Here is a 24,805-nt window from a genome sequence, read left to right as displayed (position 1 = left end):
CCGCACCCGGCGCGCGAGGAAACCGGTGGCCGTCGGGACCGCGAGCGGGCAGGATGCGGTCATGGACTCCCAGCCCCACGACCACGCCCGGCTCGGTACACCCATCGACGCCCGCCCCCTGTTCGCCCCCGAACACGCCGCGCTCATGGCCACACTGCGCGCCCTGGCACCGACCGACTGGAATCGGGAGGCGGTTCCGGGCTGGAGCGTACGCGACCTCGCCGCGCACGTGCTCGGCGACTGCTACGGGCGACTCGGCCGCGACCGCGACAGCCACCGCGGCGGCGCCTCCCCCGCGCCGGGTGAGCCGCTGGAGACCTTCATCCACCGCGAGAACCAGCAGTGGGTGCACGCCCTGGCCCGGGTGAGCCCGGCCGCGCTCGTGGACACCCTGGACCTGATCGGCGCGCAGACCGCCCGGTACTTCGAGACCACCGACCCCGAAGCCCTGTCCCTGGGCGTGTCCTGGGCCGGCGTCGACCCGTCGCCCAAGTGGCTGGACAACGCCCGCGACCTCACCGAGTTCTGGACCCACCGACAGCAGATCCGCCACGCCACCGGCCAGGGCACCGACCTCGCGCCGCGAACACTGTCCGTGGTCCTGGACACCTTCCTGCGGGCCCTGCCCCACACGCTGCGCGGACTCCGCGCCGAGCCCGGCACCCAGGCCCAGGTCCGGGTCGAGGGCCCGGCCGGCGGCGCCTGGACGGTCACCGCCACCGGGGACGGCTGGTCGCTGGCCGCCCCTGACACCGGGCGGCCCGCCGCGACCGTCACTCTGGACGCGGAGACCACCTGGCGCCTGTGCACCCGCGGCATCGCACCGGACGACGCCCTGGCCCGCGCCCGTGTGGACGGCGACCGCGCACTGGCCGAGGCCCTCTGCCAGATCGTGTCGATCATCTACTGACACGGTCCTGACCGGCCGCCCCGGCCGGTTGCGCCGCCCCTCAGCGGCGCTCAGCCACTCTCGACGGGTTCGAGGATCCTGGTCTCGGGGACCCCGACCAGGGCCGGGGCGTTCTCGCCGGACGACCAGACCTTGGTCCGCAGGAAGGCGAGGAACGCCTCCGCCTCCTCGGTCGTGGCGAACTCCAGGTCGATCACGACGTACCCCGGGTCGCCGACCGGGCGCTGGATCCGGTGCCGAAGCACCCCCGACCGCCGCCGGAACCCGGCGAAGCGGTCGAAAGCGGCCTTCCAGAGTGTGATGTCGGAGATGGCGTGTTCGATGTGAAGGGTCGGCATGACCGCTCCTCGTCCAGATCGTGTGTCACTTCGATCCTGGGGCGGCCGGCGACGGTTTCCCATCCCAGGAGTCTGGGGTCCCCGCGGCGAAACGGCCGCCAGAGGCCCGCCCGTCCCCAGACGCGGACGCCACCGTCACGGAGTAGCCTCGGAACATGGCCGGAACGACGGCATGGGACCGGTCGCGGGAACGGGTCGGCGTCCTCTGCGGTTCCGCGGTCGATGCGCGCGACCTGCGGCTGCGGCTCCTGGAGGAGATCCGCCGCGTGGTGGGCTTCGACGCCCACGCCTTCCTGCTGACCGACCCCGAGACGTCGGTGGGCTCCCTTCCGCTCGCGGACGTCCCCTGCGTGCGTGAACTGCCCCGCCTGATCCGCCTCAAGTACCTCACCCCGGTCAACCGGTGGACGGCCCTGGACGCGTCGGCGCCCGTCGCCCTGCTCCATGAGGGGACCGGAGGCGACCCCTCCCACAGCCTGCTATGGCGGGAGCTGCTCAGCGACTACCGGATCGGGGACGTGGCCTCGTCGGTGTTCCGGGACCGGTTCGGCTGCTGGGGCTTCCTGGACCTGTGGCGGTCCGATGACGCGCCCCGGTTCGGTCCTGCCGAATCCCGCTACCTGGCGCGCATCGCCGGCACCGTGACCGAGGCGCTGCGCCGCTGCCAGGCGAACACCTTCGTGGCCCGTGGTCCCCACCCCCGGCGCCCCGGGCCGGTGGTCCTGCTGCTCGACCCCGAACTCCACGTCCTCGGACAGACCCCGCAGGCGCACGAGTACCTGCGCGTGCTCGTCCCCCCGGACCATGGGCGGGCGCCGATCCCGGCGAGCGCCTACAACGTGGCCGCGCAGCTCCTGGCCCGCGAGGCCGGTGTCGACCGCCACCCGCCCCACGCCCGGATGCACCTGTCGGAGGGGCTCTGGCTGACCCTGCGCGCGGCGAGGATCCGGAGCACCCGACCCTCCCAGGAGTCGGACATAGCGGTCACCATCGAAGAGGCCCCGCCCACGGAACGTTCGGCGGTCTTCGCCAGGGCCTTCGGCCTCAGCGCCCGTGAGGCCGAGGTACTCCACCGCCTGACCGCCGGAGGCGGCACCAGGGAGGTCGCGGGCCGGATGTTCCTGTCCGAGTACACCGTGCAGGACCACCTCAAGGCGGTGTTCGCCAAGACCGCCGTGCACAGCCGCCGCGCCCTGTTGGCACGCGCCCTGGGCACCTGACCGGGAACCGAATCGGACATTCGCGCGTCACAGCACACGACTGGTTCCTCCCGAACCCCGGCTTGGCTCCGGGTACGGAGCGCGCCAACCCGCTTCCCCCACGGCCCTCGGAGAACACGTGTTCAAGTACGACCTCAGCCCCCGCACCCTGAGCGGTTCCCTCCGCGCACGGACAGCCGCAGGTATCGCCTCCCTCACCCTCGTGGCCGCCCTGACCTCCTGCTCCTTCCAAATCGGTGAACTCGAACCGATCAACGAGGACGCCTCCGCGCCGACCGACGCCGCCGAGGAGACCGACACCACCGAGCAGGCGGAGGAGGAGCAGGCCGAGGACACCGCCGAGACCGAGCCGATCGACGACACCGCCGGACTCCCCGTCGACCCCTCCGAAGCCCTGGCCTGGGACACCGAGACCTTCTGGCTCAGCGGAACCGGAGACGCGCTCTACCAGATCGACTGGACGGCCGCGGACACCACCACCCTGCAGCTCACCCACTCCGGCAGCGCCAACTTCATCGTGGTCCCCTACGACGCCGACGGCGCACGACTCGGCAGCATCGCCAACGAGATCGGCGTCTACGAGGGGAGCATCGAACTCGGTGAGGCCTCGATCCTCGAGGGCGCCGAGGCGATCGAGTACATCCACGTCCAGGCCGACGGAGAGTGGACCCTCACCCGCTGAGGCCCCAGGCCGGGGTCGGGGTCCGCCTCCCCTCGGGGACACGGACCCCGACCCCGCGCCGGTCGCACGAAAACCCGTTGGCGGACCACGACCACCACTGCTACCTTTCCAGCGGACCGTGCGAGAGAACGAGGAGGTGGTACCCGTGAACGCAGTATCGACACGGGTGCTCCCCCGCGGAGTCACGGTCGGACGATAGGTCGTCCGGGAGCGCCGCTCACGAGCACTCCCGAAAGGCACGACCGTGCGATTCACCTCCCAGCGCCTCGACGACGGCATCCGCGAGCGCGCGTTCGCCCTCGGCGACATCCCCGGCCTCCTGTGGACGCCCGAGACCACACCCGCACCGGCCCCACTCATCCTGCTCGGCCACCCCGGCGGACTGCACAGGATGTACCCACGCGTGGCGGCCCGCGCCCGGCACGCCGTGGCGGAGGGCTTCGCCGCGGCCACCATCGAACTCCCCGGCGGCGGCGACCGGCCCCGCTGCCCCACCACCGAGCAGGCACGCGCCGACCTGCTCCGGGCGCCGGCGGCCGAGGAGCCGGTCGACGAGATCGTCGACCGGCTCGTCCTGCCCCTGGTCGACCAGGCCGTCCCGGAATGGCGGGCCGCCCTGGACGCCCTGCTGTCACTGCCCGAGATCGGCGGCCCGGTCGGCTACTCCGGCGGAGTCATCGCCATCGGCCTCCGACTGGCACGCGTCGAACCCCGCATCGCGGCGGCCCTGCTGTTCGCCGGGAGCTTCGTGCCCCGCGCCATGTTCGAGGAGGCCCGACAGGTCACCATCCCCCTCCAGGTCCTGCTGCAGTGGGACGACGAGGGCAACGACCGGCAGATGGCCCTGGACCTGTTCGACGCCTTCGGCTCCCAGGAGAAGACCCTGCACGCCAACATGGGCGGGCACACCGGCGTCCCGCCCTTCGAGGGCGACGCCGCGAACAGGTTCTTCGCCCGCCACCTCCCCCGCGCCCAACCCACCGGTCGAGGCCACTGACCCCCACCAAGCGCACGCGCCCTCCCACCGACGGCACGTGCGCCGGACGGGATGACCGAGCCGGCTGCACAGACGGCGGGGCGGTGACCGGCGCTCGCCGGCCACCGCCCCGCACGTGACCGCTACTCCCGCGTGGTGCCCAGCGACATGTAGTCGTACATCGAGTAACCCGCGTGGTAGTACACGTTCGTCAGCGTCGACGGCCGGTACAGCACCGTCCGCTCGAACACGGCCGGAAGGATGGCGGCCTGCTCCATCGCCCGCTCGTCGATCTGACGGTAGATGTCCGCGCGCTCGTCCGGGTCCTCCACCGTGACGACCTCGTCGAACCAGTCGTTGATCTGCTGGTCGTCGAGCTCGGAGATGTTGGCGTTGCCCGCGCTCTGGATGGCGTCACCGTCCAGGATCTTGCTCATGAACCCGTACCCGCTCGCCCAGTCCGGCGCCCACCCGTACACGGTCAGCCCCAGGTCGTTGTCCTGCACGAAGTCCGGAGACCCCGCCTGGGTGTTGGTGTAGGTGTCCGACGGGTACTGCTTGATCTCCGTCTCGATCCCCACCCGCGCCAGCGCCGCCTGCAGGGCCTCGGCCGTGCTCACGTCCGAGGGCCGGTCGGCGCGCGCACCGATCGAGGTGGAGAACCCGTCCGGCTCCCCGCACTCCTCCAGCTTCTGCCGGGCCATGTCCAGATCGCCCTTGCCGTCCTCCGACGGATACGGGTCCATGTCCGGATCCGCGCCGGGCAGCGCCCCCGGCATGATCTGCGTGGCGACGTCACCACCGGTGTCACCGCCCCAGGCCCGCTGCAACGAGTCGCGGTCGGCCGCGTACATGACCGCCTCGCGGCACGCCAGGTCGTCGAGCGGCTCCACGACCGTGCTCACGTTGACGTAGCGCAGGGTGTTGGTCTGCGGGTTGTCGACACTGCGCTTGCTCTCCTCGTCGGAGATCAGCGTGCCCTTCATCGCCGGACCCACACCCGCGCCGGCCAGGTCGACGTCGAGTTCCCCGTTGACCAGGCGCTGGTCGATCTCGTTCTGCTCGACCCCGATCTGCACCTCGATACGATCCGGCAGCGCCCGGCGGGTGGGGTCGGTCTCCGGGTCCCACTCCTCGTTGCGCACCAGGTTCAGCGACACCCCCGGCCGGTACTCGCCCTCGAACTTGTAGGGCCCCGAGGAGACCACCTGGCTCTGGTACTGCTCCCCTCGGTCGGCTCCGGCCGGCACCGGCGCCGTCTGCGGCTGGATGAGCACGTACGGGAACTCCGCGAAGCTCTTCTCCAGGTGGAAGACCAGCGTGTGCTCGTCGGGTGTCTCGATCCCGTCGAAACCCTCCAGCGGATCGGCGGCGTCGGCGTAGGGGCCCTCGTAGTCCTCGCTGTCGGCCAGCAGGTCCTGGAAGTACTTCGGACCGTTGGGCAGAGCCTGGTCACCGAAGTTGCTGCGCGCGATCGCGTACTTGATGTCCTCGGCCGTGATCGGGGAGCCGTCCTCGAAGGTGAGCCCCTGCTTGAGCCGCACCGTCCACTCCGTGGCGTCCTCGTTGGGCTCGGGCATCTCCTCGGCCAGGTCCGGCTGCAGCTCGGTCCCGCCCTCGCCCGGCTCCTCGACGTAGGTGAGCAGCGTACGGGCGTAGTACCGGGAGAAGTTCCAGCTGAACGCGTAGTAGGTGTTGCCCGGGTCCGGTGAGTCGAAGTCAGCGGAGATGGCGTAGCGCAGCGTCCCGCCCGTCTGGTCCGAGGCGTTGACGATGCTGGACTCACCGTCGTTGAAGTCGGCGTCGGAGGCCTCTCCCCCACCGCCGCCGCCGTCCCCTCCGCAGGCGGCCAGCAACAGCACGACCGCCGCTCCGGCCGCGGTGGCCGAGAGCGCGCGTGCCCGCGTGCGCGGGGGCCGCCCCGCGCGTGTGAAGTGATGGGTACTCACCATGCCTCCTGATCGGTTCGGTGTCGGAGCCGTGCGGCGCACGCCCCCGGAGCCGGAAGGGGCCGCCCGAGACGGCGCGCGGCCGTTCGGGGCCGGGGTCAGTCGGAGGAGCGGGGGTCGAACGCGTCGCGCAGCCCGTCACCGAAGAGGTTGAAGGCCAGAACGGTGATGAAGATGGCCAGGCCCGGCACGATCACGAAGTGCGGTGAGGTGGTGTAGAAGCGCAGGGCGCCCTCCAACATCCCGCCCCAGGTGGGCGTGGGCGGGTTGATGCCCACGCCAAGGAAGCTCAGCGCGGCCTCGAACAGGATGTTCGTGGGGATGAGCAGGGTGGAGTAGACCAGGATCGGCGTGACGAGGTTGGGCAGGATCTCGCGGAAGACGATGTGGGCGCTGCCCGCGCCCAGGCTGCGCGAGGCCTCGACGAACTCGCGCTCCTTCAACGTGAGGGTCTGGCCGCGCACGATGCGGCCGATGTAGGGCCAGTTGAAGAACCCGATGATGAACACCAGGACGCCGATGCGCAGCCCGTTGCCGGTCAGCCCGAACGCGCCGTCCGGGATGACGCCCACGAGCGCGATGGCGAACAGCAGCAGCGGGAAGGCCAGGAAGATGTCCATGGTCCGGCTGATGACGGTGTCGATCCACCCGCCGAAGTACCCGGCCACGATGCCCAGGACGGTGCCGATGACCACGCAGACCACCGTGGCGACGGTGGCGACGAGCAGTGAGGTGCGGGCGCCGTAGACGATGCGGCTGAACAGGTCGCGTCCGTTGACGGGTTCCACGCCCAGCAGGTGCTCGGCGCTCATACCGCCCCAGGGGTCGATGCCCTGGGCAGGGTCGTCGGGGTCCCGGTAGACGCCTCCCGTGAGGGGGTCTACCAGGTCCTGGTGGAACTCGTTGGGCGGCTGGCCCAACCAGGCGGTGAGCAGGGGCGCCAGGAGCGCGACGAGGATGAGCGCGATGACGACGATGCCGCCCGCCATGCCGGCCCCGTCCCGGCGGAAGCGCTGCCAGGCGATCTGGCGGAGGGAGCGGCTCGCGGCGCCCTTGGCCCCGGCGACCACCGCCTCCGGGTCGGCGTGCTGGGACGACTCCGGCACGTCCATCGGCGCGGTCATGAACCAGGGTCCCCCATTGTCGCCGTACGCGATCACTCCACTACGCACAGATTGCACGAGGCGCACGAGGGATTCCAGCGCCCGCGCCGGAGGGCCGAAGCACCCGGTCGCGCGGCGTGTCGGAGCAGCCGTGACCGGACTCCGCGGGGCCGGCCCGACCCGAAATGCCGCGCCGCTCGGGTGTTTACCGCGCGGAACTCGGGTAGGTGAACCCGCGCAGCCGCACGCCCCGCGGGCCCCGGGGGCGGCCTCCACGGCCGTAGGGCTCCGGGATGACGGTGCGGTTGCGGGGCCGAGCGCCAACGGGGGTTGACGCGCCGGCCCGCGCCGGGCCGACCGCAGGAGTTCGGGGGGACTCCGAGGTCGCGGCGAAACGACGGGAGCCCCCGTGCGGCCAAGGCGGATTCAAGGGGTCCTCGCAACACCTCGTTGATCAAACGAGTGTAGCCAGACGCTCGGCTGGGGTTTCCCAGCCGAGCGTCTTGCGTGGACGCTCGTTCAGTTCCTGAGCGACATGCTCCAGATCCAGCCGGCCATGAACGGACAGGTCCGTGCCCTTGGGGAAGTACTGGCGCAGCAGCCCGTTGGTGTTCTCATTCGATCCGCGCTGCCAGGGGGAGGCGGGATCGCAGAAGAACACCGGCACCCCCGTGGCCACGCTGAACGCCTTGTGGCCGGCCATCTCGCTGCCCTGGTCCCAGGTCAGCGACCCCCGCAGATGATCAGGCAGCGCGGTGATCAGTTCGCTCAGCACACCCCCGACCGCCTCGGCGGTGTGCTCGCCGGGCACGTGCCCCAGCATCACGTACCGGGTGGAGCGCTCGACCAGGGTGATGATCGCGGACTTGTTGTGCGCACCCGTGATCAGATCGCCCTCCCAGTGCCCCGGCACGGCACGGTCCTCGACCTCGGCGGGGCGCTCGCTGATCATCACCATCGGATCGGTGAACCGGCTCCGCCTGTGCTCGGGTGAGCGGTGCGGCGTGCGTCGGAGCCGGCCGGTGCGCAACGCCGCGGAGACCTCGCGTTTGAGCCCGCCGCGGGACTGGACGTAGAGCGCCTGGTAGATCGTCTCGTGGCTCACACGCATGTCCTCCTCGCCGGGAAAGTCCTCAACGAGCCGGTTGCTGATCTGCTCCGGCGACCACCGCTTCCGCAGTCCCTGGGCGACATAGTCCCGCAGGCGGCCCGGGGCAGCGAGTTTGGCGGGTTTGGGACGCACCCGTTGGGCGCTCGCCCGACGCTGGGCGGTATAGGCACCGTAGGACCCATCGGCGTTGCGGTGGTGGTCGAGTTCGCGTTTGATCGTGGAGGCCGGGCGCCCCAGGTCGCGGCCGATCGCCCGCCGGCTCCACCCCGCTCGGTCCAGATCCGCGATCCGCTCCCGGTCTGCGAGGGTCAGAAAACGCGGGTGGACCTGCTTTTGGAGTGTGTCCAGCGCTGCTGGAGGACTGGTCATGGACTCTATGGTGGTCTGTCCGGTGGAGTAGTTCACACGGCGGCCATCAGGGTAGAACCTGGAGTTGCGGGACTTGCGTACCCCGTGGTCCCAGTCCCGGGCGGTGCGTTCGTTGATCCCGGCTCGTCGTGCGGCTTCTGGGCGGGGCACGGCGCTGTTGCGCAGGCGTTCGTACTCCTGGCGTGCCGGGTGCGGTCGTTGCTGGCGTTGGGAGCGCAGCCCGGCTTTCCTGGCCCAGGAGAACGCGGTGTTGCGGTTCACCCCGAGGCGGCGTGCGACCTCGGTGACGCTACCGATCTCGGCCATCTGCTCGAGGAACTGTGTTCGCAGACGAGCCAGTTCCTTCTTCGAAAACGACACGGTGGCCGCAACCTCCCCAAAGTCAGGGTGTTGCGACCACCGCTAGAACCCAAGCAAGCCGCGCGGGGGCTTTCCCGCCTCCGGTGCCCTGGCGCCTACTCAGTGGCTCGAACGATGACTTCGAACAGCCACCTTTACGTCGTAGATTCCATATGGTCCACGGGGCGGCCCCCGTCCAGGCGCAGCTCCTCCCACGGCCACCGCCGGCGCAGCCACCGGTCGTGCGAGGCGACCACCACCGCGCCGGGCGCCGTGCCCAGCGCCTCCTCCAGTTCCTCGGCCAGGGCCAGGGACAGGTGGTTGGTCGGCTCGTCCAGCAGCAGCACGTCCGGCGCCCTGCCCACGAGCATCGCCAGTGCCAGCCCCGCCGGACATGCGCCCCACGGGGCGGTCGGCGCCGACCGGTGCCAGGCCCAGGCCCGCCACGACGAGTTCGGCGCGGCGTTCGGCGTCCCACACCTCCAGGCGTTCGGCCTCGGTGAGGACCTCGCCGTAGGCGGCGAGCACCTCGGGATCCTCGGGCGAGGCGTCCAGCGCGGCGGCGGCCGCGGTCAGGCGCCGCTCCACCTCACGGCTGGGCGCGAGCGCCTCGTCGAGGACCTCCCCCAGCGTGGTCTCGGGGGCGTGCGGCAGCTCCTGGTGCAGGAAGCCGGTGTCCGGCGGCCGGACCACGCTCCCGGCGTCGGGTTCCTCCTGCCCGCCCAGCAGGCGCAGCAGGGTCGACTTGCCGGAGCCGTTCTCCCCCACCAGGCCGATCCGCTGGCCGGGCGCGGCCTCCAGGCAGACGCCGTCCAGGACCACGCGGGCGCCGTAGGCCTTGGCCAGATCGCGCGCGCTGAGCAGCGGAGAGCCGTGCGCCGTGGTCGGCGGGGTCGTGTGGAAAGTCAAAGGAGGAAGCCACCCTTCGTCTGGGGTGGGCCTCGATGCGCCCGAACGCACGCCGCGGCGGCGGGTCCGGAGAGCGACGTGCGTCGCCGACACCGAGACCGCACCACGGGTTGGGACGTGGAAGCGCCGAGCGGGGTGTGCGCTCCAGCCTGTCGAAAGGCGAGCTCCGCGCGCTCGGCGGTGGGTCTCGATGTCAGCTACGCATGTTGGGCACCAGGCTAATCCGACCCGGCCCGGATCCGCAAGGCGTTTTCCCGCGTGCCGCGGACCCCGGGCGCTCCGGGGCCCGGGTCAGGGCGCACAGGCCCTGGCGAGGGCGTCGACCACGCGCCGCCACCCCGGCAGGCCGTGCGCGCGGCCGCGCAGGAGGGTGACGTGGGAGATCTCCTCGAGCAGGCGCAGGTGGCGGTCCCAGGCGGGATGGCCGGCGAGGCCGTCACCGGCCTTGGGGACGATGAGCGTGGGGACGCCGCGCCCGATCATCTCGCACACGAGCGCGACGGCGAACGTGTCCGCGAGCCCCAGGGCCGTCTTGTTCGAGCTGTTGAACGACCACGGGCAGGCCAGGACCGCGTCCGGACGGGGCAGGGACGCGCCGGTGCCGGGACGGCGGAAGTCCACGCGGACCGGCTCCCCCGTCAGCTCCTCCAGCGCGTCGAGGTCGTGGAAGCGGGTGCCCGTCGGCGTGCACAGAACGGTGACCCGCCACCCCTGCGCCTGGAGCAGGCGGACCAGGTCGGGGGCGGTCTCCTCCGGCGTCGTGGCCGCGCCGGAGAGCGTGAGGTAGAGAGTTCCCATGCGAACAGTCTGTCCGTCCCAGACGCGTGCGCGCCACGAGCCCCCTCGGATCCGGGCCCCGGGGCGGTCCTGAGGAAGCCGCGAGGCCCCCGGCGGGCGAGCCCGGCCACAGGCCCCGGTGGGCCGGGCCGCGCTCGCCCGCCGGCCCGGCCGTGGACGATCGGCGCGTCAGCGCCCCCGCTGGGCGCGGTAGCGCCGGACCAGCGCGGAGGTGGAGGCGTCCAGTCCGGGCACGTCGGCGCCCTCGGTCAGCGCGGGCTCGACCCGCTTGGCCAGGACCTTGCCGAGCTGCACGCCCCACTGATCGAAGGAGTTGATGTTCCACACCGCGCCCTGGACGAACACCTTGTGCTCGTACAGCGCCACCAGCTGGCCGAGCACGGAGGGGCTGAGCCGGTCGGCCAGGACGGTGGTGGTCGGCCGGTTGCCCGCGAAGGTGCGGTGCGGCACGAGCTCGGCGGCCACGCCCTCCGCGGCGACCTCTTCCGCGGTCCGGCCGAAGGCCAGCGCCTGCCCCTGCGCGAACAGGTTGGCCATCAGCAGGTCGTGCTGGGGCGCGAGCGCGTCGGGCAGGCCGGGGACGGGGGCGGCGAACCCGATCAGGTCGGCCGGGACGAACCGCGTGCCCTGGTGCAGCAGCTGGAAGTAGGCGTGCTGGCCGTTGGTGCCGGGCGTGCCCCACACCACGGGTCCGGTCTGCCAGGTGACGGGGCGGCCGTCGCGCTGGGTGGACTTGCCGTTGGACTCCATGTCGAGCTGCTGGAGGTAGGCGGTGAACTTCGACATGTGGTGGCTGTAGGGCAGCACCGCGTGGCTCTGGGCGTCGAAGAACCCGCCGTACCACACGCCGAGCAGGCCGAGCAGGAAGGGCAGGTTGCGCTCGGGCGGCGCGGTGGCGAAGTGCTCGTCCATCAGGTGGAAGCCGGCGAGCATCTCCCGGAAGCGGTCGGGGCCCAGGGCGACCATGAGCGAGAGGCCGATGGCGGAGTCGTAGGAGTAGCGGCCGCCCACCCAGTCCCAGAAGCCGAACATGTTCGCCGTGTCGATGCCGAACCGGGCGACCTCGTCGGCGTTGGTGGACACCGCCACGAAGTGCCGGGCGATGGCGGCCTCGTCGCCGCCGAGCCGGTCCAGCAGCCAGGAGCGGGCGACCGAGGCGTTGGTGATGGTCTCGATCGTGGTGAAGGTCTTGGAGGCGACGATGAACAGGGTCGTCTCGGGATCGGCGTCCACGAGGGCCTCGTGCATGTCGCCGCCGTCGACGTTGGAGACGAACCGGAACTCCAGGCCGCGGTCGGTGTAGGGGCGCAGGGCCTCGTAGGCCATGGCGGGGCCCAGGTCGGAGCCGCCGATGCCGATGTTGACGATCCGCCGCACCGGTCGGCCGGTGTGGCCGAGCCAGCCGCGCGAGCGCACCTGCTCGGCGAAGGCGCTCATCCGGTCCAGGACCTCGTGCACCTCGGGGACGACGTCGTGTCCGTCGGTGGTGATGACCGCCGTGCGGGGCGCGCGCAGCGCGGTGTGCAGGACGGCGCGGTCCTCGGTGACGTTGATGTGCTCCCCGCCCAGCATGGCGTCGCGCAGCTCGGCCACGCCGCAGGCCCGGGCCAGGTCGGTGAGCAGGCGCAGGGTCTCGTCGGTGACCAGGTTCTTGGAGTAGTCGGCGTACAGGTCGCCGACCTGTACCGTGTACCGGTCCGCGCGCCCGGGGTCCTCGTCGAACAGGTCGCGCAGGTGGGTGGAGCCCAGCTGGGCGCGGTGCTTGCCCAGCGCCGTCCACTCGCCCCTCTGGTCCAGGGGGGTGGGTCCCGCGGTGTCGTCGGCGCGGGAGGTGGTGGTACTGCCAGACATCCGTCGCTCCTCGTCGTCCTTGCGGGCCGCGCCCGCCGTACTGCTGTGGCTCCTACCCTTCCACAGACGCCCCCGCCCATGGCTGTTCCGAGCAGGGCCGAGCGGGAGCGCGCACCGGGCGGGGCCGTGCGGCAGCGGGCGCGCGCCCGCGCCCGGTCTTGGCGGCTCAGCCGCCGTGCGAGCCGGTGCCCGCCCGCTCCCGGTCCCGTTCGCGGCGCAGGTCCGCCACCTCGGCGCGCAGGGCGCGCAGCTCGGCGAGGATGAGCTCCTGTCCGTGCGCGGGGCCGCCGTCGGGGCCGGCCTCGGAGGTGCCGGCGGCTCCGCCCTCGCCGCCGCCGCGGCCGCCGGAGTCCTGTTCGAGCGCCTCCACGGCGACCGCGATGAAGAGGTTGAGCGCCACGAAGGTCGACACCAGGATGAACAGGACGAAGAAGATCCACGCCAGGGGCTTGTCCTCCATGACGGTGTGGGCGATCGACGCCCAGCTGTCGCCCGTGGAGACCTGGAAGAGAGAGAACAGGGCCGTGGGCAGGTCGCCGAAGTACTCCGGGGACACGTCGCGGAAGAGCTGGGTGGCCATCACCCCGGACACGTAGAGCAGCAGCATCACCAGGAACAGGATCGAGACCATGCCGGGCATGGCCCGGAACAGGCCCGAGACGACGTGGCGCAGGGTCGGGATGACCGACAGCAGGCGCAGGACCCTGAGCACCCGCAGCACGCGCAGGACGGCGAAGGGGCCGGAGGTGGGGAGCAGGGCCACGCTCACGATCACGACGTCGAACCAGCTCCACGGATCGCGCAGGAAGCTCCCCCGGTGGGCGTACAGCCGCAGCAGGAGCTCCAGCACGAACACGCCCAGGATGGTCACGTCCACGCGGTGGAGCAGGTCGCCGTGGACGGCCATCACGCGGGGTGAGGTCTCCACCCCCAGGATGAGGGCGTTGACGAGGATCAGGGTGATGATTAGGGCCTGGAACCAGGAGGCGTCGACGATGGTCCGGACCCGGTCGCGCACGGTCACGGGTGAGGGGGCTCCGTTCGGGGAATCGGGAGATGACGCAAAAGCGTACCGCCGGGCGAGGGGCCGCTTTTCGCCCACAATGCCGGTCCGATGACCCCCTACTGGCGTCGCTCGCCCTGACCAGGCATGATCGAAGGAGGAACCGAGCGTGAGGGGGTCGCCGGTGACGGAGCGCACCGAAGACTTCGAGAGGGACCCGGACGTGACCGCCGACATCGACGACGTCGACGCGGTCGTGGACGCGGGCGCCGCCGACCAGGACACGGCCGTGGCGGGCTACCTGCTGGACTACCCGGACGACCACCGGATCGACGAGATCGAGGACCACGACGCCCTGGGCATCGCTGCGGAGCTCGCCCAGGAGGACCCCGAGGCCGCCGAGGACCCGGAGATGGCGCGCGAGGGCGAGGAGAACGGCGCGGTGGTGACCCGCCGCGAGGAGCTGGCGCGGCTGCTGCGGGCCGAGGACTTCGCCGACCGCGTCCGCCGGCGCGGGGAGCCCTGACCCCCTGAGCGGGCCGACCGGTCAGGGGCTCTGGCGCGCCAGGTCGGCGCCGAGCCAGCGCTCCACGCGCATGACGTGCGTGGTGGCGGCGGCCCGGGCCGCGTCGGGGTCGCGGGCGACCAGGGCCTCGTGGATGAGGACGTGGTCCTCGCGCAGCTTGGCGGTCAGCCCGGCCTCGCGGTGTCCGGCCCACACGCGGGCGTTGAAGGTCCGGGAGGACAGGCCCTCGTTGATCGCCGCCAGGGTCGCGTTGCCGGTGCTCTCGACGATGGCCTGGTGGAAGCCGAGGTCGGCGGAGACGGTGTCGGCGCAGAAGGTGTCCGGTTCCCCGTCCTGCCCGTCCATCCGCTCCAGCAGGGCGCCCACGCGTTCGAGCTGGGCGTCGTCGGCGCGCGCGGCGGCCAGGGCGGTCGCGGCGGGTTCGAGCATCCGGCGGACCTGGAGGACCTCCAGCAGGGTCCGGCCCTGGGAGACCTCGGCCAGGACGGAGAAGGTCTCCAGCAGGTCGGCGGGGCGCAGCGCGGTGACGTAGACGCCGGCGCCGTGGCGGGCCTCCAGGACCCCCAGGGTGGTCAGGGCGCGGATGGCCTCGCGCATGGAGCTGCGGGAGACGCCCAGGCGGGCGGACAGGTCGCGTTCGGTGGGCAGGCGCTCCCCCGGGCCGACCTCGCCCGCGGCGATCATCGCCTTGACGCTCTCGACGGCCCGCTGGGTGACGGAGGTCCGTTCGCCGTCGGGTTCGCGCACGCGTGGCTCCTGGTGTTCGGGTGGCCTGGGTGGTGACCACCACCCCAAGACATCATACCAATCCTGCTGAGTCGTGGATTTTCCGGCGCTTTTTGCTGCGTTCTTGCCGAAACCCCGCTGAACATGTCAAAGTGGTCCGACCACTTGGCGTGGCGCGGGTGCTTCGCGGCGCGTCGAACACCCCGCTGCCCCGAGCGGGCCGATCATGGTCGCCGACCCGCGGCGGCGGGTGCACGAAGGAGTCTCAATGAAGGTGTCAAGCCGCCAGCGGGAGCGGTGGAGCGGGGGTGAACTTCCTCCCGTCTCGCAGCAGCGCCCACAGCACACCCACTCGCCGTCTGGCCAAGGCGATGACCGCCTGGACGTGTTTGAGGCCCTCGCCCCGCTTCTTCTGGTAGAACTCCCGGCTGGGCCCCTCGACCTTGAGCGCCGAGAGAGCGGACATGAAGAACACCCTGCGCAAAGCCCGGTTGTACCGTTTTGGCCGGTGCAGGTTCCCACTCCTGCGCCCCGAGTCCCGGGGAACCGGGACCAACCCGGCCGCCGACGCCAGGTGCCCGGCATCCCGGTAGCCGGTCAGGTTCCCGGCCGCGGCGATGAACTCCGCGCCCAGGACGGGACCGAACCCGGGCACCGACTCGATGATCTTCGCGGCGTCCAGCTCCCGGAACGTTTCGCGGACCTGCTTCTCGGTGCCGGTGAGCCGCTCGTCCAGGTCCAGGATCTGGCGGGCCAGGTCCGCCACGATCGACGCGGTCACGGCTTCGCCGGACACTCGGGCGCGCTGGGAGGCGGCCGCTTCCATCGCCTTGTCGGCGATCGACTCGGCGCTGCGGACCCCTCTCTTGCGCAGCCAGGTCTCCAGCCGGGCCCGGCCGATCCTGCGCAGAGCGCGCGGGGTCTGGAAGCCGGTGAGCAGCACCAGCGGCCCCTTGGCGCGGGAGTAGTCGAAGGCGCGCTCCAGGGCGGGAAAGATCGAGCACAAGGCGTCCCGCAGCCGGTTGACCTGCCGGGTTCGGTCAGCGACCAGGTCGTTGCGGTAGGCGGTCAGCACGGCCAGGGCACGCACGGTCTCGGCGGGCACGTCGATGGGGGCGAAGTCGGTGCGGTGGCGCACCGTTTCGGCGATGACGTAGGCGTCGCGGGCGTCAGTCTTGGCCTCGCCCCGGTAGGCGCCGGCCATCCGGTTGACGGTGCGTCCGGGCACGTACAGGGGTTGTTGGCCGTGGGCGGCCAGCAGGGCCAGCAGCAGCGCCGAGGCGGTGCCGCAGATGTCGATGCCCCAGACGATCTCGTCGGCCAGGACCAGGAGCTCGGCCAGGGCGTCCAGGATCGCGCCTTCGTCGTTGGCGATCTTCTTCGACCACAGGGTGGTGCCGGACTCATCGACTGCGGTGGCCCAGTGGTGGGCCTTGCCCGCGTCGATACCGACCCAGATGCGTTGACGCGAGGGTTCCATTCGCTCCTCCAGGCGTTCGACGTCATGTCGCCGGCCCGTGGAACACCCCGTCGTCATCTCCGTAAACAGCGACTCGTGCGCAGATCTCAATCAGCGACCGGAGCGCCCCGGAGGGTCGGACGGCCACTCCTTCGAAGTCACTGAAGACAGAGACCCATCAGCCACATCCGGCCCTCCCGGGCCGCCTACCAACTTACGGAGGCCCATGCGCATCGCGCTGTTCATCACCTGTGTCAACGACACGCTCTTCCCCGAGACCGGCAGGCACGTGGTCCGCCTCCTGGAGCGGCTGGGCCACGAGGTCGTCTTCCCCGAGGGGCAGACCTGTTGCGGCCAGATGCACTACAACACCGGCTACCGGCGGCCGGCGGCCACACTCGCCGTGCGGTTCGTGCGCACCTTCGAGGACGCCGACGCGGTGGTCGTGCCCTCCGGCTCGTGCGCGGCGATGATCCGCGACAACTACCCGCGCCTGGGCGGCAGCGGCAGCCGCCTGTCCCGCAAGGTCGCCGGCCTGGCGCCGCGCGTGTACGACCTCACCGAGCTGCTCGTGGACGTGCTCGGCGTGACCGACGTGGGCGCCTACTACCCGCACAAGGTCGCCTACCACCCCACCTGCCACGGCCTGCGCATGCTCGGCCTGGGCGACCGGCCCTACCAGCTGCTGCGCGCCGTGCGCGGACTGGAGCTGGTCGAACTCGCCGGCGCCACCGAGTGCTGCGGGTTCGGCGGCACGTTCGCGGTCAAGAACGGCGACGTCTCCTCCGCGATGGGCGCCGACAAGGCGCGCCACGCGGTCGAGTCCGGCGCCGAGGTGCTGTGCGCGGTCGACAACTCCTGCCTCATGCACATCGGCGGCACCCTGTCCCGACAGCGGTCGGGCCTGCGGGTGGCGCACATCGCCGAGATCCTGGCCAGTACCGAGAAGGAGGGCGCCCTCCGATGAGCGCGACGTTCCTGGGCATCCCGCCCTTCCCCGAGGCCGCCCACGAGGCGGTCAACGACTCCCGGCTGCGGCACAACCTGCGCAAGGCCACCCACACCATCCGCGACAAGCGCGCGTCCGTCGTCACGGAGCTGGAGGACGACTGGGAGCGCCTGCGCTCCGAGGGCGCGGCGATCAAGAACCACACCCTGCGCCACCTCGACCACTACCTGGAGCAGCTGGAGGCCTCGGTCGAGCGCGCGGGCGGCCACGTGCACTGGGCCGCCGACGCCGCGGAGGCCAACGCGATCGTCACCCGCCTGGTCCAGGCCACCGGCGAGACCGACGTGGTCAAGGTCAAGTCGATGGCCACCCAGGAGATCGAGCTCAACAACGCCCTGGCCGAGGCCGGGATCACCGCTTATGAGACCGACCTGGCCGAGCTGATCGTGCAGCTGGGCGACGACCTGCCCTCGCACATCCTCGTCCCCGCCATCCACCTGGGCCGGTCCCAGATCCGGGAGATCTTCCTGGACCAGATGGCCGAGTGGGGCGTGCCCGCCCCCGCGGGGCTCACCGACGACCCCCGGGCGCTGGCCGAGGCGGCCCGGGTCCACCTGCGCGAGCGCTTCCTGCGCACCCGCACGGCCATCTCGGGCGCCAACTTCGCGGTCGCCGACTCGGGCACGCTGGTGGTCCTGGAGTCGGAGGGCAACGGCCGCATGTGCCTGACCCTGCCCGAGACGCTGATCTCCGTGGTCGGGATCGAGAAGATCGTGCCGACCTGGGCGGACCTGGAGGTGTTCATGCAGACGCTGCCGCGCTCCTCCACCGGCGAGCGCATGAACCCCTACACCTCCACCTGGACCGGGGTGACGCCCGGCGACGGCCCGCAGGAGTTCCACCTGGTCCTGCTGGACAACGGCCGCACCGACGTCCTGGCCGACACCGTGGGCCGCCAGGCGCTGCGCTGCATCCGCTGCTCGGCGTGCCTGAACACCTGCCCGGTCTACGAGCGCACGGGCGGGCACGCCTACGGCTCGGTCTACCCGGGGCCGATCGGCGCGATCCTCACGCCCCAGCTGCGCGGGATGTCCTCGGAGGTGGACGAGGCGCTGCCGTACGCGTCGTCGCTGTGCGGGGCCTGCTACGAGGTCTGTCCCGTGGCCATCGACATCCCCGAGGTGCTGGTCCACCTGCGCGAGGAGGTCGCCGCCGGCCCGGGCCACCTGGGCGAGAAGGCGATGATGAAGGGCGCCGAGGCCGTCTTCGGCTCCTCCCGCGCGCTCGACGCGGCCCAACGCGCCGCCGGCGCGGCCAGGAACCTGGTGCCGCGCCACCTGCCGGGCATGGCGGGCGCCTGGACCGACACCCGCGACCTGCCCGACGTTCCGGCCGAGTCCTTCCGCCAGTGGTGGAACAAGCACGAGAAGGGGCAGAGTTGAGCACCTCACGCGAGCGCGTACTGGCCCGGGTCCGGGCCGCCCTGACCGACGTCCCGGCCGACGAGCCGGTGGTCCGGCCGGTGGAGCGCCCCTACGCCGACAGCCACGGTATGGGCGACGCGCTGGAGGTCCTGGAGGACCGGCTGCGCGACTACAAGGCACTGGTGCGGCGCGTGCCCGCGGACCGGCTGGCCCAGGAGGTCGCCGACGCGCTGGAGCGGCGCGGGGCCAAGGCCGTCGCGGTGCCCGACGGCATCGACGCGGACTGGTTCGCCCGCACGGGGGCCGAGCGCAGGCCCGACAGCCGTGACCGGCCGCTGGAGCTGCGGGAGCTGGACCGCGTCGACGGGGTCGTCACCGCGTGCGCGGTCGCGATCGCCGAGACGGGCACGATCGTCCTCGACGGCGGCCCGGACCAGGGGCGGCGGGCCATCACGCTGGTGCCGGACTACCACCTGTGCGTGGTGCGGGCGGAGCAGGTCGTGGACGGTGTCCCCGAGGCGGTGCGGCAGCTGGACCCGGCCCAGCCGCTCACCTGGATCAGCGGGCCGTCGGCCACCAGCGACATCGAGCTCAACAGGGTCGAGGGCGTGCACGGCCCGCGGACCCTGGAGGTCCTGCTGGTGGACCCGGCCTGAGCGGGACGGAGATCCGGTACATCAGGCGCCCGTCCCGGGTGAGCGACCGCGGTGCGCCCTCTCCTCCTCGACCAGGGAGTGGTCGGACCACTCGTCGGCCAGCGGCCCGCCACAGGCCTTGACGAGCACACGGCGGCGCCCTGGGGCGGAAGGGTGCCGGTCAGGAGCGGTTCCGGGCCGTCCAGCTGCTCAGCAGCCGCTCCAAGGGGTCGGGTTCGGGTTCGGGCTCCTGCCGCGCGAAGGGCGCCTGATAGCGCGCGCCCAGTGCGGGCGGGGCCTTCTTCTTCACGGCCGGTGCCACCCTGGCGCTGCGCACGGGCGATGGTTCGTCCTGCGCGGCCTTGGCCAGCGGTGCCTGGTAGCGGGCGCCCCTCGACGACGGCTTGCGCCTGCGCCGGACCCAGCGCGTCCGCGGCTCCTCCGGGGCGGGCTCGGCCGCCTGCTCGGCCTTCTCCCCCGTCGCGGTGAACCACACCGGCAGCTCCTCCAGCCCGTTGACCGCCATCGATCCGCGCCGGCGCAGGTCCTCGGCCTCCACGGCCAGGACCATGCCGCGCAGGCGGTCGACGGCGATGTCGATGGCGGTGCGCACCAGTTCACGGGCGAAGGCGGAGGCGGGGCAGCGGTGGGCTCCGGCGCCCCACGCCAGGTGGGAGCGGTTGCCCGCCAGCGCGCCGGCGTCATCGCCGCCGCGGACGGCGGACCGGTCGGCGTGCGCGGCCGAGAGCCCGAAGAGCATCGGCTCGCCCCGGCCGATCCGGGCCCCGGCGAAGCGGAGGTCCATGGTGGAGTAGCGCCCGGCCAGCATCCGGATCGGGGCGTCGGTCCACATGACGTAGTCGACGAAGTCCTCGGGGGTGAGGGTGCCGCCGAGGTAGGCGGTCCACACCCCCGGATCCTCCAGAAGCCTGAGCAGGGAGTTGCCGATGAGGTGCGTGGTGGGCTCGTGCCCGGTCTCCCACAGCAGCGTCAGCGCCTCCACCGCCTCGTCGTCGGTGAGGGTGTGCGGGTGCTCCAGGAGGTGGCTGGTGAGGTCCTGGCCCGGTTCGGCGCGCTTACGGGCGACCAGTCCCGTGAAGTAGGCGCGCAGCGCCGGGGCCGCGGGTCCGGCGATCTCGGGGTCCTCGCTCCACAGCCGTGCGGTCAGGTCGGCCAGCAGGTTCCCGTAGGAGTCGGGCAGCCCGAAGAGCTCGTTGAGCACGAGCGCGGGCAGCGGGGCCGCGAACCGGCCGATGAGGTCGGCGCGGCCCTCGGCGTGGACCGCACCGACCAGGCGGACGGCGGCGCGTTCGACCACCGGCACCAGCTGGGCGGTGCCCACCTGCGCCAGGGCGTCGACGATGGGCACACGCAGGCGCTGGTGCTCCGCGCCGTCGTGGGGCAGGGCTGCGCTGCGTGCCGGGACACGGCCGTCGGGGCTCCAGGGGCGCGGGTCGGCGGAGAAGTAGGTCTGGTCGCGCAGGACCTGGAGGTTCTCCTTGTAGCCGAGCAGGAGCCAGCCGGGAACGCCGGGGCTGATCTCGACCGGGGCGAGCCCGCCGTGGGTGTCGCGCAGTCGCGCCCAGGGGATCTCGGCTCCGGCGCGGCCGTGCAGGGGGAAGGGTTCGCCGTGGCGGACCGGGCACCGCGGGCCCTCGGTCGTCCGAGGGTCGTCGTCGCCGCCTCGGCCGGTGGCGTCGGTTCCCTGGTGCATGGAGACTCCTCAGTGGCTGCGGGATGCCCGGCGACGCTATGCCGTCGATGTTTCCGGAATGCTTCCGGGACGTTGGCGGCACTTTTCCGCGTGGGGCAGGGAGTTGCACTCCGGGCCATCACGGGAAAAGGGCGCAGGCCGTCCACGAGGGCGCAGTCGATCCCTCGGCGGCGCAGGTCGGGCGGCCGGAGGGCCCGGTATGCGGCGCGCAAGCCCGTCCTTTTTCCGTACGCGCTATTCGCGCCCTGAGCGCCATTCCACCCGTTCGCTCCGCCTCCGCCTTTCACCTGGACTTTTCCCCTTCCCTTCCCTTCCCTTCCCTCACCCCTGTGAGCCCCGCGCGCGCCGGTCGGTACCATGGCCTGTTGGCTTTCACCACCGATCCTGGAGGGGCGCCGTGGGCAGCAAGAAGCGGACCGGTCGGCGCCGCGCCGTGCCGAAGGTCGAGCCGTGGGCCGGACCCGAGCCGGCCGACACCCCGGCCGCGATGGTCTCCGGCGCCGTCGACGCCCTGGTCCTGGGCCGTGAGGGCGACGGCGTCGACCTGGCCGCGGCGCGCCTGGCCGACGCCGAGTCCCCCGCGTGGGCGGCCGCCTGTTCCGGCGCGCTGGCGCAGGCCCTGCTCCAGGCGGTGGCCGGCGCCTGGTCGCGGGGCTGGCAGCCCGCGGAGGCGGTGCGCCAGATCCGCCGGGTCCGCGGCCCGGTGGCGGCGTCGATGTGCGCCGACGTGGTCGCCGCCGACCTGGACCGCCACGCGCCCGCCACCGTCGACCCGCGCTGGAGCGAGCAGGTCCGCGCGCTGGGGGCGCGCGGCCCGGTCCACAGACCCGAGGCGTACCTCGTGTGGGCGGGCTCCGAGTACGCTCTGCTGCGGTTCGAGGTGGTGGAGACCGCCCTGCGGCTGCTCGCCGACCTGCGCGTGCTGCCGCCGCTGCGGCCTCTGGGACCGCTGCCGGGTGCCTACCGGCCGGGGCGGGCGGCGGCCTCGCACCGGGCCGCCGGGGCCGACCAGGGCAAGCTGGCGCGGGTGCGGGCCCTGCTGGCCAAGGCCGAGTCGACGGAGTTCCCCAGTGAGGCCGAGGCCCTGAGCGCGCGGGCCCAGGAGCTCATGGCGCGGCACAGCATCGACCGGGCGCTGCTGGACGCCGAACCCGGCGACTCCCCCGCCGGGGCCGCCCGGCGCCTGCCGGTGGAGGCGCCCTACGACGAGTACAAGGCGGTCCTGCTGCACGAGGTCGCCGAGGCCAACCACTGCCGTGCGGTCTGGGACAGCGCGCTGGGGCTGTGCACGGTCATGGGGTTCGAGGGCGACCTCGCGGCGGTCGAGGTGATGTTCACGTCCCTGCTGGTGCAGCTGGAGTCGGCCATGCGCGCCCAGGGGTCGGTCCGCGACCGGTCCGGCCGCGCGGCCGGGCGGGCCTACCGCGAGTCGTTCGTCTCGGCCTTCGCCGCGCGCGTGGGCGAGCGCCTGGTGGCCTCGGCGCGGGCGGCCGAGGCGTCGGCCGCCGCCGAGACCGGCACCGACCTGGTGCCGGTGTTCGCCGAGCGCGAGCGCCGGGTGGAGGAGGCCGTGGCCGAGGCGTTCGGTGAGCTGACCTACTCGCGGGTCCGCGGGCCCACCGACGCCGACGGCTGGGACGAGGGGCGCGCGGCGGCCGACGCCGCGTCGCTGGACACCCGGCGCCCCGTGCGGGACCGCTAGGGCGGGACCGCCGCCCGCACGCCGCCCGCACGCCGCGGGTCCCGCGCGGGCGCGCCGGCCCCGCCGGCCGCCGCGGAAATCCAGTGGCCGGGGCCGCGCGCGGGCGTGTACAACCATGGACATGCTCCGCAAGTACCCGCGCACCCGCCACATCCGGGGCTCGCGCCTGCAGCCGGGGGACGGCGACCTGACCGCCGAGCCCTTCGACGCGCTGTCCGGGCGCCACCTGGTGGTGGAGGAGAAGCTCGACGGGGCCAACACCGCGATCAGTTTCGGGCCGGATGGACGGCTGCGGTTGCAGAGCCGGGGGCACTACCTGACCGGCGGGCCGCGCGAGCGCCAGTTCGCGCCGTTCAAGGCGTGGGCGGCGGCGGTGGCGCCGCGGCTGTGGCCGCGCCTGGGCGAGCGCTACGTCCTGTACGGCGAGTGGCTCTACGCCCGGCACACCGTCTTCTACGACGCGCTGCCGCACTACTTCTGCGAGTTCGACGTCCTCGACACCCGCGAGGACGTGTTCCTGTCCACGCCCCGGCGGCGGGAACTGCTGGAGGGCGCTCCGGTGGTGTCGGTGCCGGTCCTGCGCTCGGGCCCGCTCGACTCGCTGGCGGAGCTGACCGCCCTGGTGGGCCCGTCCACGGCCCGCACACCCGGCTGGCGCGACGCCCTGGCCGCGGCGGCGCGCGCCGCCGGCACCGATCCCGCCCGTGCCCTGGCCGAGAGCGACGACTCCGACCTCATGGAGGGCCTCTACGTCAAGGTCGAGGACGGCGACCACACCGTGGACCGCTACAAATGGGTGCGCCCGGAGTTCACCACCGCGGTCCTGGACTCGGGCACGCACTGGCTCGACCGGCCGATGATCGCCAACGCGCTGGCCGACCCGGAGGTGCTCTATGCGGACGTTCGCTGACCTGTGCCCGGCGCCGCCGACCTGGGACCTGGACTGGTCGCGGGTGCGGGACGCCTTCCCCTGGGTGCGCGATCTGGCCGGGGTGGAGCAGGACCCGGTCCACCACGCCGAGGGCGACGTGGAGACGCACACCCGGATGGCCTGCGAGGCACTGGCCGGGCTGCCCGCGTGGCGGTCCCGGCCCGAACCCGAGCGGGTGCGGCTGCTGGCGGCCGTGCTCCTGCACGACTGCGCCAAACCCCAGTGCACCCGCCGCGACGAGGAGGGGCGCGTCACCGCGCACGGCCACTCCAGACGCGGGGACCTGCTGGCGCGGCGGCTGCTGTGGCGGGCGGGCGCGCCCGTGGAGTGGCGTGAGCACGTGGCCGCCCTGGTCCGCCACCACCAGGTGCCGTTCTGGGCACTGGAGCGCCCGGACCTGCGCGAGATCGCGTTCCGGGTGAGCCTGCTGGCGCGCAACGACGACCTGGTGCTGCTGGCCACCGCCGACATCTTGGGCCGCCACTGCGGGGACACCGCCGAGGTCCTGGACAGCGTCGCGCTCTACGAGGAGTACTGCGCCGAGCAGCGCTGCCTGGAGGGGCCGCGCGACTTCCCCTCCGACCACGCCCGCTTCCAGTGGTTCCGCAAGCCCGACCGCGACCCGGACTACGCCGCGCACGACGACACCCGCGGGACGGTGACGGTCATGTCGGGGCTGCCGGGCACGGGCAAGGACACGTGGATCGCCCGCCACCGCGACGGAACGCCGGTGGTGAGCCTGGACGCGCTGCGCGCCGAGCTGGGCGTGCGGCCGACCGCCGACCAGCGGCCGGTCGCCGCGGCCGCCCACGCACGGGCCCGCGAGCACCTGCGGGCGGGACGGTCGTTCGTGTGGAACGCCACCAACGTCTCGCGCTCGCTGCGCTCGCAGTGCGTGGACCTGGCCGCCGCCTACCGCGCCCGGGTGGAGATCGTCGCCCTGGAGGCCCCGCCCGCGGTCCTGCGCGCGCGGCTGGACCGGCGCGAGCGCCCCGTGCCGGCGGACGCGGTCGAGCGCATGGTCCGGCGGTGGGAGTGCGCCGATCCGACCGAGGCCCACTCCCTGACCCGGGTCACGACACAGGGCGCCTAGGCCGGCGGCGCAGGGCGGCGAACCACTCTGCCGTTCATCCCTTGTGCTGCCGTATGTCCCGGACGCGCCCAGAAATCGGGCGTACGGC

At 72.7% G+C, this 24,805-nt stretch carries 21 protein-coding genes and 2 pseudogenes; 11 read left to right on the top strand and 12 right to left on the bottom strand.

From position 1 onward, the window contains the following. Window positions 1-61: 61 nt before the first annotated feature. Window positions 62-910 (top strand): maleylpyruvate isomerase family mycothiol-dependent enzyme, encoded by an 849-nt coding sequence (locus tag DFP74_RS19500; protein ID WP_121188377.1) that lies wholly within the window; start codon window positions 62-64, stop codon window positions 908-910. Between the two features lie 50 nt (window positions 911-960). Here DFP74_RS19500 and DFP74_RS19495 read toward each other — a convergent pair whose 3' ends face one another. Further along, a complete protein-coding gene (locus DFP74_RS19495; protein WP_121183490.1) occupies window positions 961-1,248 on the bottom strand; it encodes a hypothetical protein in 288 nt (95 codons plus the stop codon). Between the two features lie 155 nt (window positions 1,249-1,403). Here DFP74_RS19495 and DFP74_RS19490 point away from each other — a divergent pair, with 155 nt between their 5' ends. The 3 genes from DFP74_RS19490 to DFP74_RS19480 all read left to right on the top strand — a co-directional run bounded on the left by DFP74_RS19490 (window position 1,404) and on the right by DFP74_RS19480 (window position 4,147). Further along, entirely contained in the window at window positions 1,404-2,468 is a 1,065-nt protein-coding gene (locus DFP74_RS19490; RefSeq protein WP_121183488.1) for a helix-turn-helix transcriptional regulator, read from the top strand. Between the two features lie 118 nt (window positions 2,469-2,586). Further along, a complete protein-coding gene (locus tag DFP74_RS19485) occupies window positions 2,587-3,150 on the top strand; it encodes a hypothetical protein (protein WP_121183486.1) in 564 nt (187 codons plus the stop codon). A 244-nt stretch (window positions 3,151-3,394) separates the two neighbouring features. After that, window positions 3,395-4,147: an alpha/beta hydrolase gene (locus DFP74_RS19480; RefSeq protein WP_121183484.1), complete on the top strand. Its 753-nt coding sequence runs from the start codon at window positions 3,395-3,397 to the stop codon at window positions 4,145-4,147. A gap of 122 nt (window positions 4,148-4,269) precedes the next feature. Here the strand turns inward: DFP74_RS19480 and DFP74_RS19475 are convergent, their stop codons facing one another. The 8 genes and pseudogenes from DFP74_RS19475 to DFP74_RS19445 form a co-directional block, all read right to left on the bottom strand. Beyond that, on the bottom strand, window positions 4,270-6,078 hold the full coding sequence (locus DFP74_RS19475; RefSeq protein ID WP_121183482.1) for an ABC transporter substrate-binding protein: 1,809 nt from the start codon (window positions 6,076-6,078) through the stop codon (window positions 4,270-4,272). Between the two features lie 95 nt (window positions 6,079-6,173). Next, on the bottom strand, window positions 6,174-7,199 hold the full coding sequence (locus DFP74_RS19470) for an ABC transporter permease (RefSeq protein ID WP_121183480.1): 1,026 nt from the start codon (window positions 7,197-7,199) through the stop codon (window positions 6,174-6,176). Window positions 7,200-7,632: 433 nt separating this feature from the next. Beyond that, window positions 7,633-8,808: an IS30 family transposase gene (locus DFP74_RS19465; RefSeq protein WP_121187956.1), complete on the bottom strand. Its 1,176-nt coding sequence runs from the start codon at window positions 8,806-8,808 to the stop codon at window positions 7,633-7,635. A gap of 66 nt (window positions 8,809-8,874) precedes the next feature. Beyond that, window positions 8,875-8,964, bottom strand: a pseudogene (locus DFP74_RS34450) (hypothetical protein); the annotation flags it as partial. A gap of 269 nt (window positions 8,965-9,233) precedes the next feature. Further along, a pseudogene (locus DFP74_RS19460) lies at window positions 9,234-9,894 on the bottom strand (ATP-binding cassette domain-containing protein); the annotation flags it as partial. A gap of 303 nt (window positions 9,895-10,197) precedes the next feature. Beyond that, the gene (locus DFP74_RS19455) at window positions 10,198-10,704 is read right to left on the bottom strand and encodes a flavoprotein (RefSeq protein WP_121183478.1); all 507 of its coding nucleotides are present in this window, start codon (window positions 10,702-10,704) and stop codon (window positions 10,198-10,200) included. A gap of 168 nt (window positions 10,705-10,872) precedes the next feature. Beyond that, window positions 10,873-12,555, bottom strand: coding sequence for a glucose-6-phosphate isomerase (gene pgi / locus DFP74_RS19450; protein WP_121183476.1), 1,683 nt, complete (start codon window positions 12,553-12,555; stop codon window positions 10,873-10,875). Between the two features lie 166 nt (window positions 12,556-12,721). Beyond that, on the bottom strand, window positions 12,722-13,579 hold the full coding sequence (locus DFP74_RS19445; protein ID WP_199725713.1) for an ion transporter: 858 nt from the start codon (window positions 13,577-13,579) through the stop codon (window positions 12,722-12,724). Between the two features lie 163 nt (window positions 13,580-13,742). Between DFP74_RS19445 and DFP74_RS19440 the strand changes: the two genes are divergently transcribed. Then, window positions 13,743-14,084 carry a hypothetical protein gene (locus DFP74_RS19440; RefSeq protein WP_121183474.1) on the top strand — a complete coding sequence of 114 codons (342 nt, stop codon included), beginning with the start codon at window positions 13,743-13,745 and terminating at the stop codon, window positions 14,082-14,084. A gap of 21 nt (window positions 14,085-14,105) precedes the next feature. Here DFP74_RS19440 and DFP74_RS19435 read toward each other — a convergent pair whose 3' ends face one another. Both DFP74_RS19435 and DFP74_RS19430 read right to left on the bottom strand, forming a co-directional pair. Beyond that, window positions 14,106-14,831: a FadR/GntR family transcriptional regulator gene (locus DFP74_RS19435; protein WP_121183472.1), complete on the bottom strand. Its 726-nt coding sequence runs from the start codon at window positions 14,829-14,831 to the stop codon at window positions 14,106-14,108. A gap of 256 nt (window positions 14,832-15,087) precedes the next feature. Continuing rightward, window positions 15,088-16,290: an IS110 family transposase gene (locus tag DFP74_RS19430; RefSeq protein ID WP_121181492.1), complete on the bottom strand. Its 1,203-nt coding sequence runs from the start codon at window positions 16,288-16,290 to the stop codon at window positions 15,088-15,090. Window positions 16,291-16,495: 205 nt separating this feature from the next. Here DFP74_RS19430 and DFP74_RS19425 point away from each other — a divergent pair, with 205 nt between their 5' ends. Genes DFP74_RS19425 through DFP74_RS19415 form a run of 3 tightly spaced genes read left to right on the top strand, consistent with a single transcriptional unit; the run spans window position 16,496 to window position 19,298 of the window. Further along, window positions 16,496-17,236, top strand: coding sequence for a (Fe-S)-binding protein (locus DFP74_RS19425; RefSeq protein ID WP_121183470.1), 741 nt, complete (start codon window positions 16,496-16,498; stop codon window positions 17,234-17,236). Then, window positions 17,233-18,660: a lactate utilization protein B gene (locus DFP74_RS19420; protein ID WP_121183468.1), complete on the top strand. Its 1,428-nt coding sequence runs from the start codon at window positions 17,233-17,235 to the stop codon at window positions 18,658-18,660. The genes DFP74_RS19425 and DFP74_RS19420 overlap by 4 nt, the downstream gene beginning before the upstream one ends. Then, window positions 18,657-19,298, top strand: a complete 642-nt coding sequence (locus DFP74_RS19415) for an LUD domain-containing protein (protein WP_121183466.1) — start codon at window positions 18,657-18,659, stop codon at window positions 19,296-19,298. Before DFP74_RS19420 ends, DFP74_RS19415 begins: the two co-directional genes overlap by 4 nt. 160 nt (window positions 19,299-19,458) lie before the next feature. Here the strand turns inward: DFP74_RS19415 and DFP74_RS19410 are convergent, their stop codons facing one another. Beyond that, on the bottom strand, window positions 19,459-20,991 hold the full coding sequence (locus DFP74_RS19410; protein ID WP_121183464.1) for a cytochrome P450: 1,533 nt from the start codon (window positions 20,989-20,991) through the stop codon (window positions 19,459-19,461). Between the two features lie 487 nt (window positions 20,992-21,478). Here DFP74_RS19410 and DFP74_RS19405 point away from each other — a divergent pair, with 487 nt between their 5' ends. From DFP74_RS19405 to DFP74_RS19395, 3 genes are all read left to right on the top strand, one after another. Further along, entirely contained in the window at window positions 21,479-22,693 is a 1,215-nt protein-coding gene (locus tag DFP74_RS19405) for a DUF2786 domain-containing protein (protein WP_121188375.1), read from the top strand. A gap of 121 nt (window positions 22,694-22,814) precedes the next feature. Next, window positions 22,815-23,603: an RNA ligase family protein gene (locus tag DFP74_RS19400; RefSeq protein ID WP_121183462.1), complete on the top strand. Its 789-nt coding sequence runs from the start codon at window positions 22,815-22,817 to the stop codon at window positions 23,601-23,603. Beyond that, window positions 23,587-24,717: an AAA family ATPase gene (locus DFP74_RS19395; protein WP_121183460.1), complete on the top strand. Its 1,131-nt coding sequence runs from the start codon at window positions 23,587-23,589 to the stop codon at window positions 24,715-24,717. The genes DFP74_RS19400 and DFP74_RS19395 overlap by 17 nt, the downstream gene beginning before the upstream one ends. Window positions 24,718-24,805: the final 88 nt, after the last annotated feature.

This window comes from Nocardiopsis sp. Huas11, assembly GCF_003634495.1.
GTDB lineage: Bacteria > Actinomycetota > Actinomycetes > Streptosporangiales > Streptosporangiaceae > Nocardiopsis.
The sequence above is the reverse complement of the archived record's forward strand: the minus strand, read 5'-3'. Positions and strand labels throughout refer to the sequence as shown.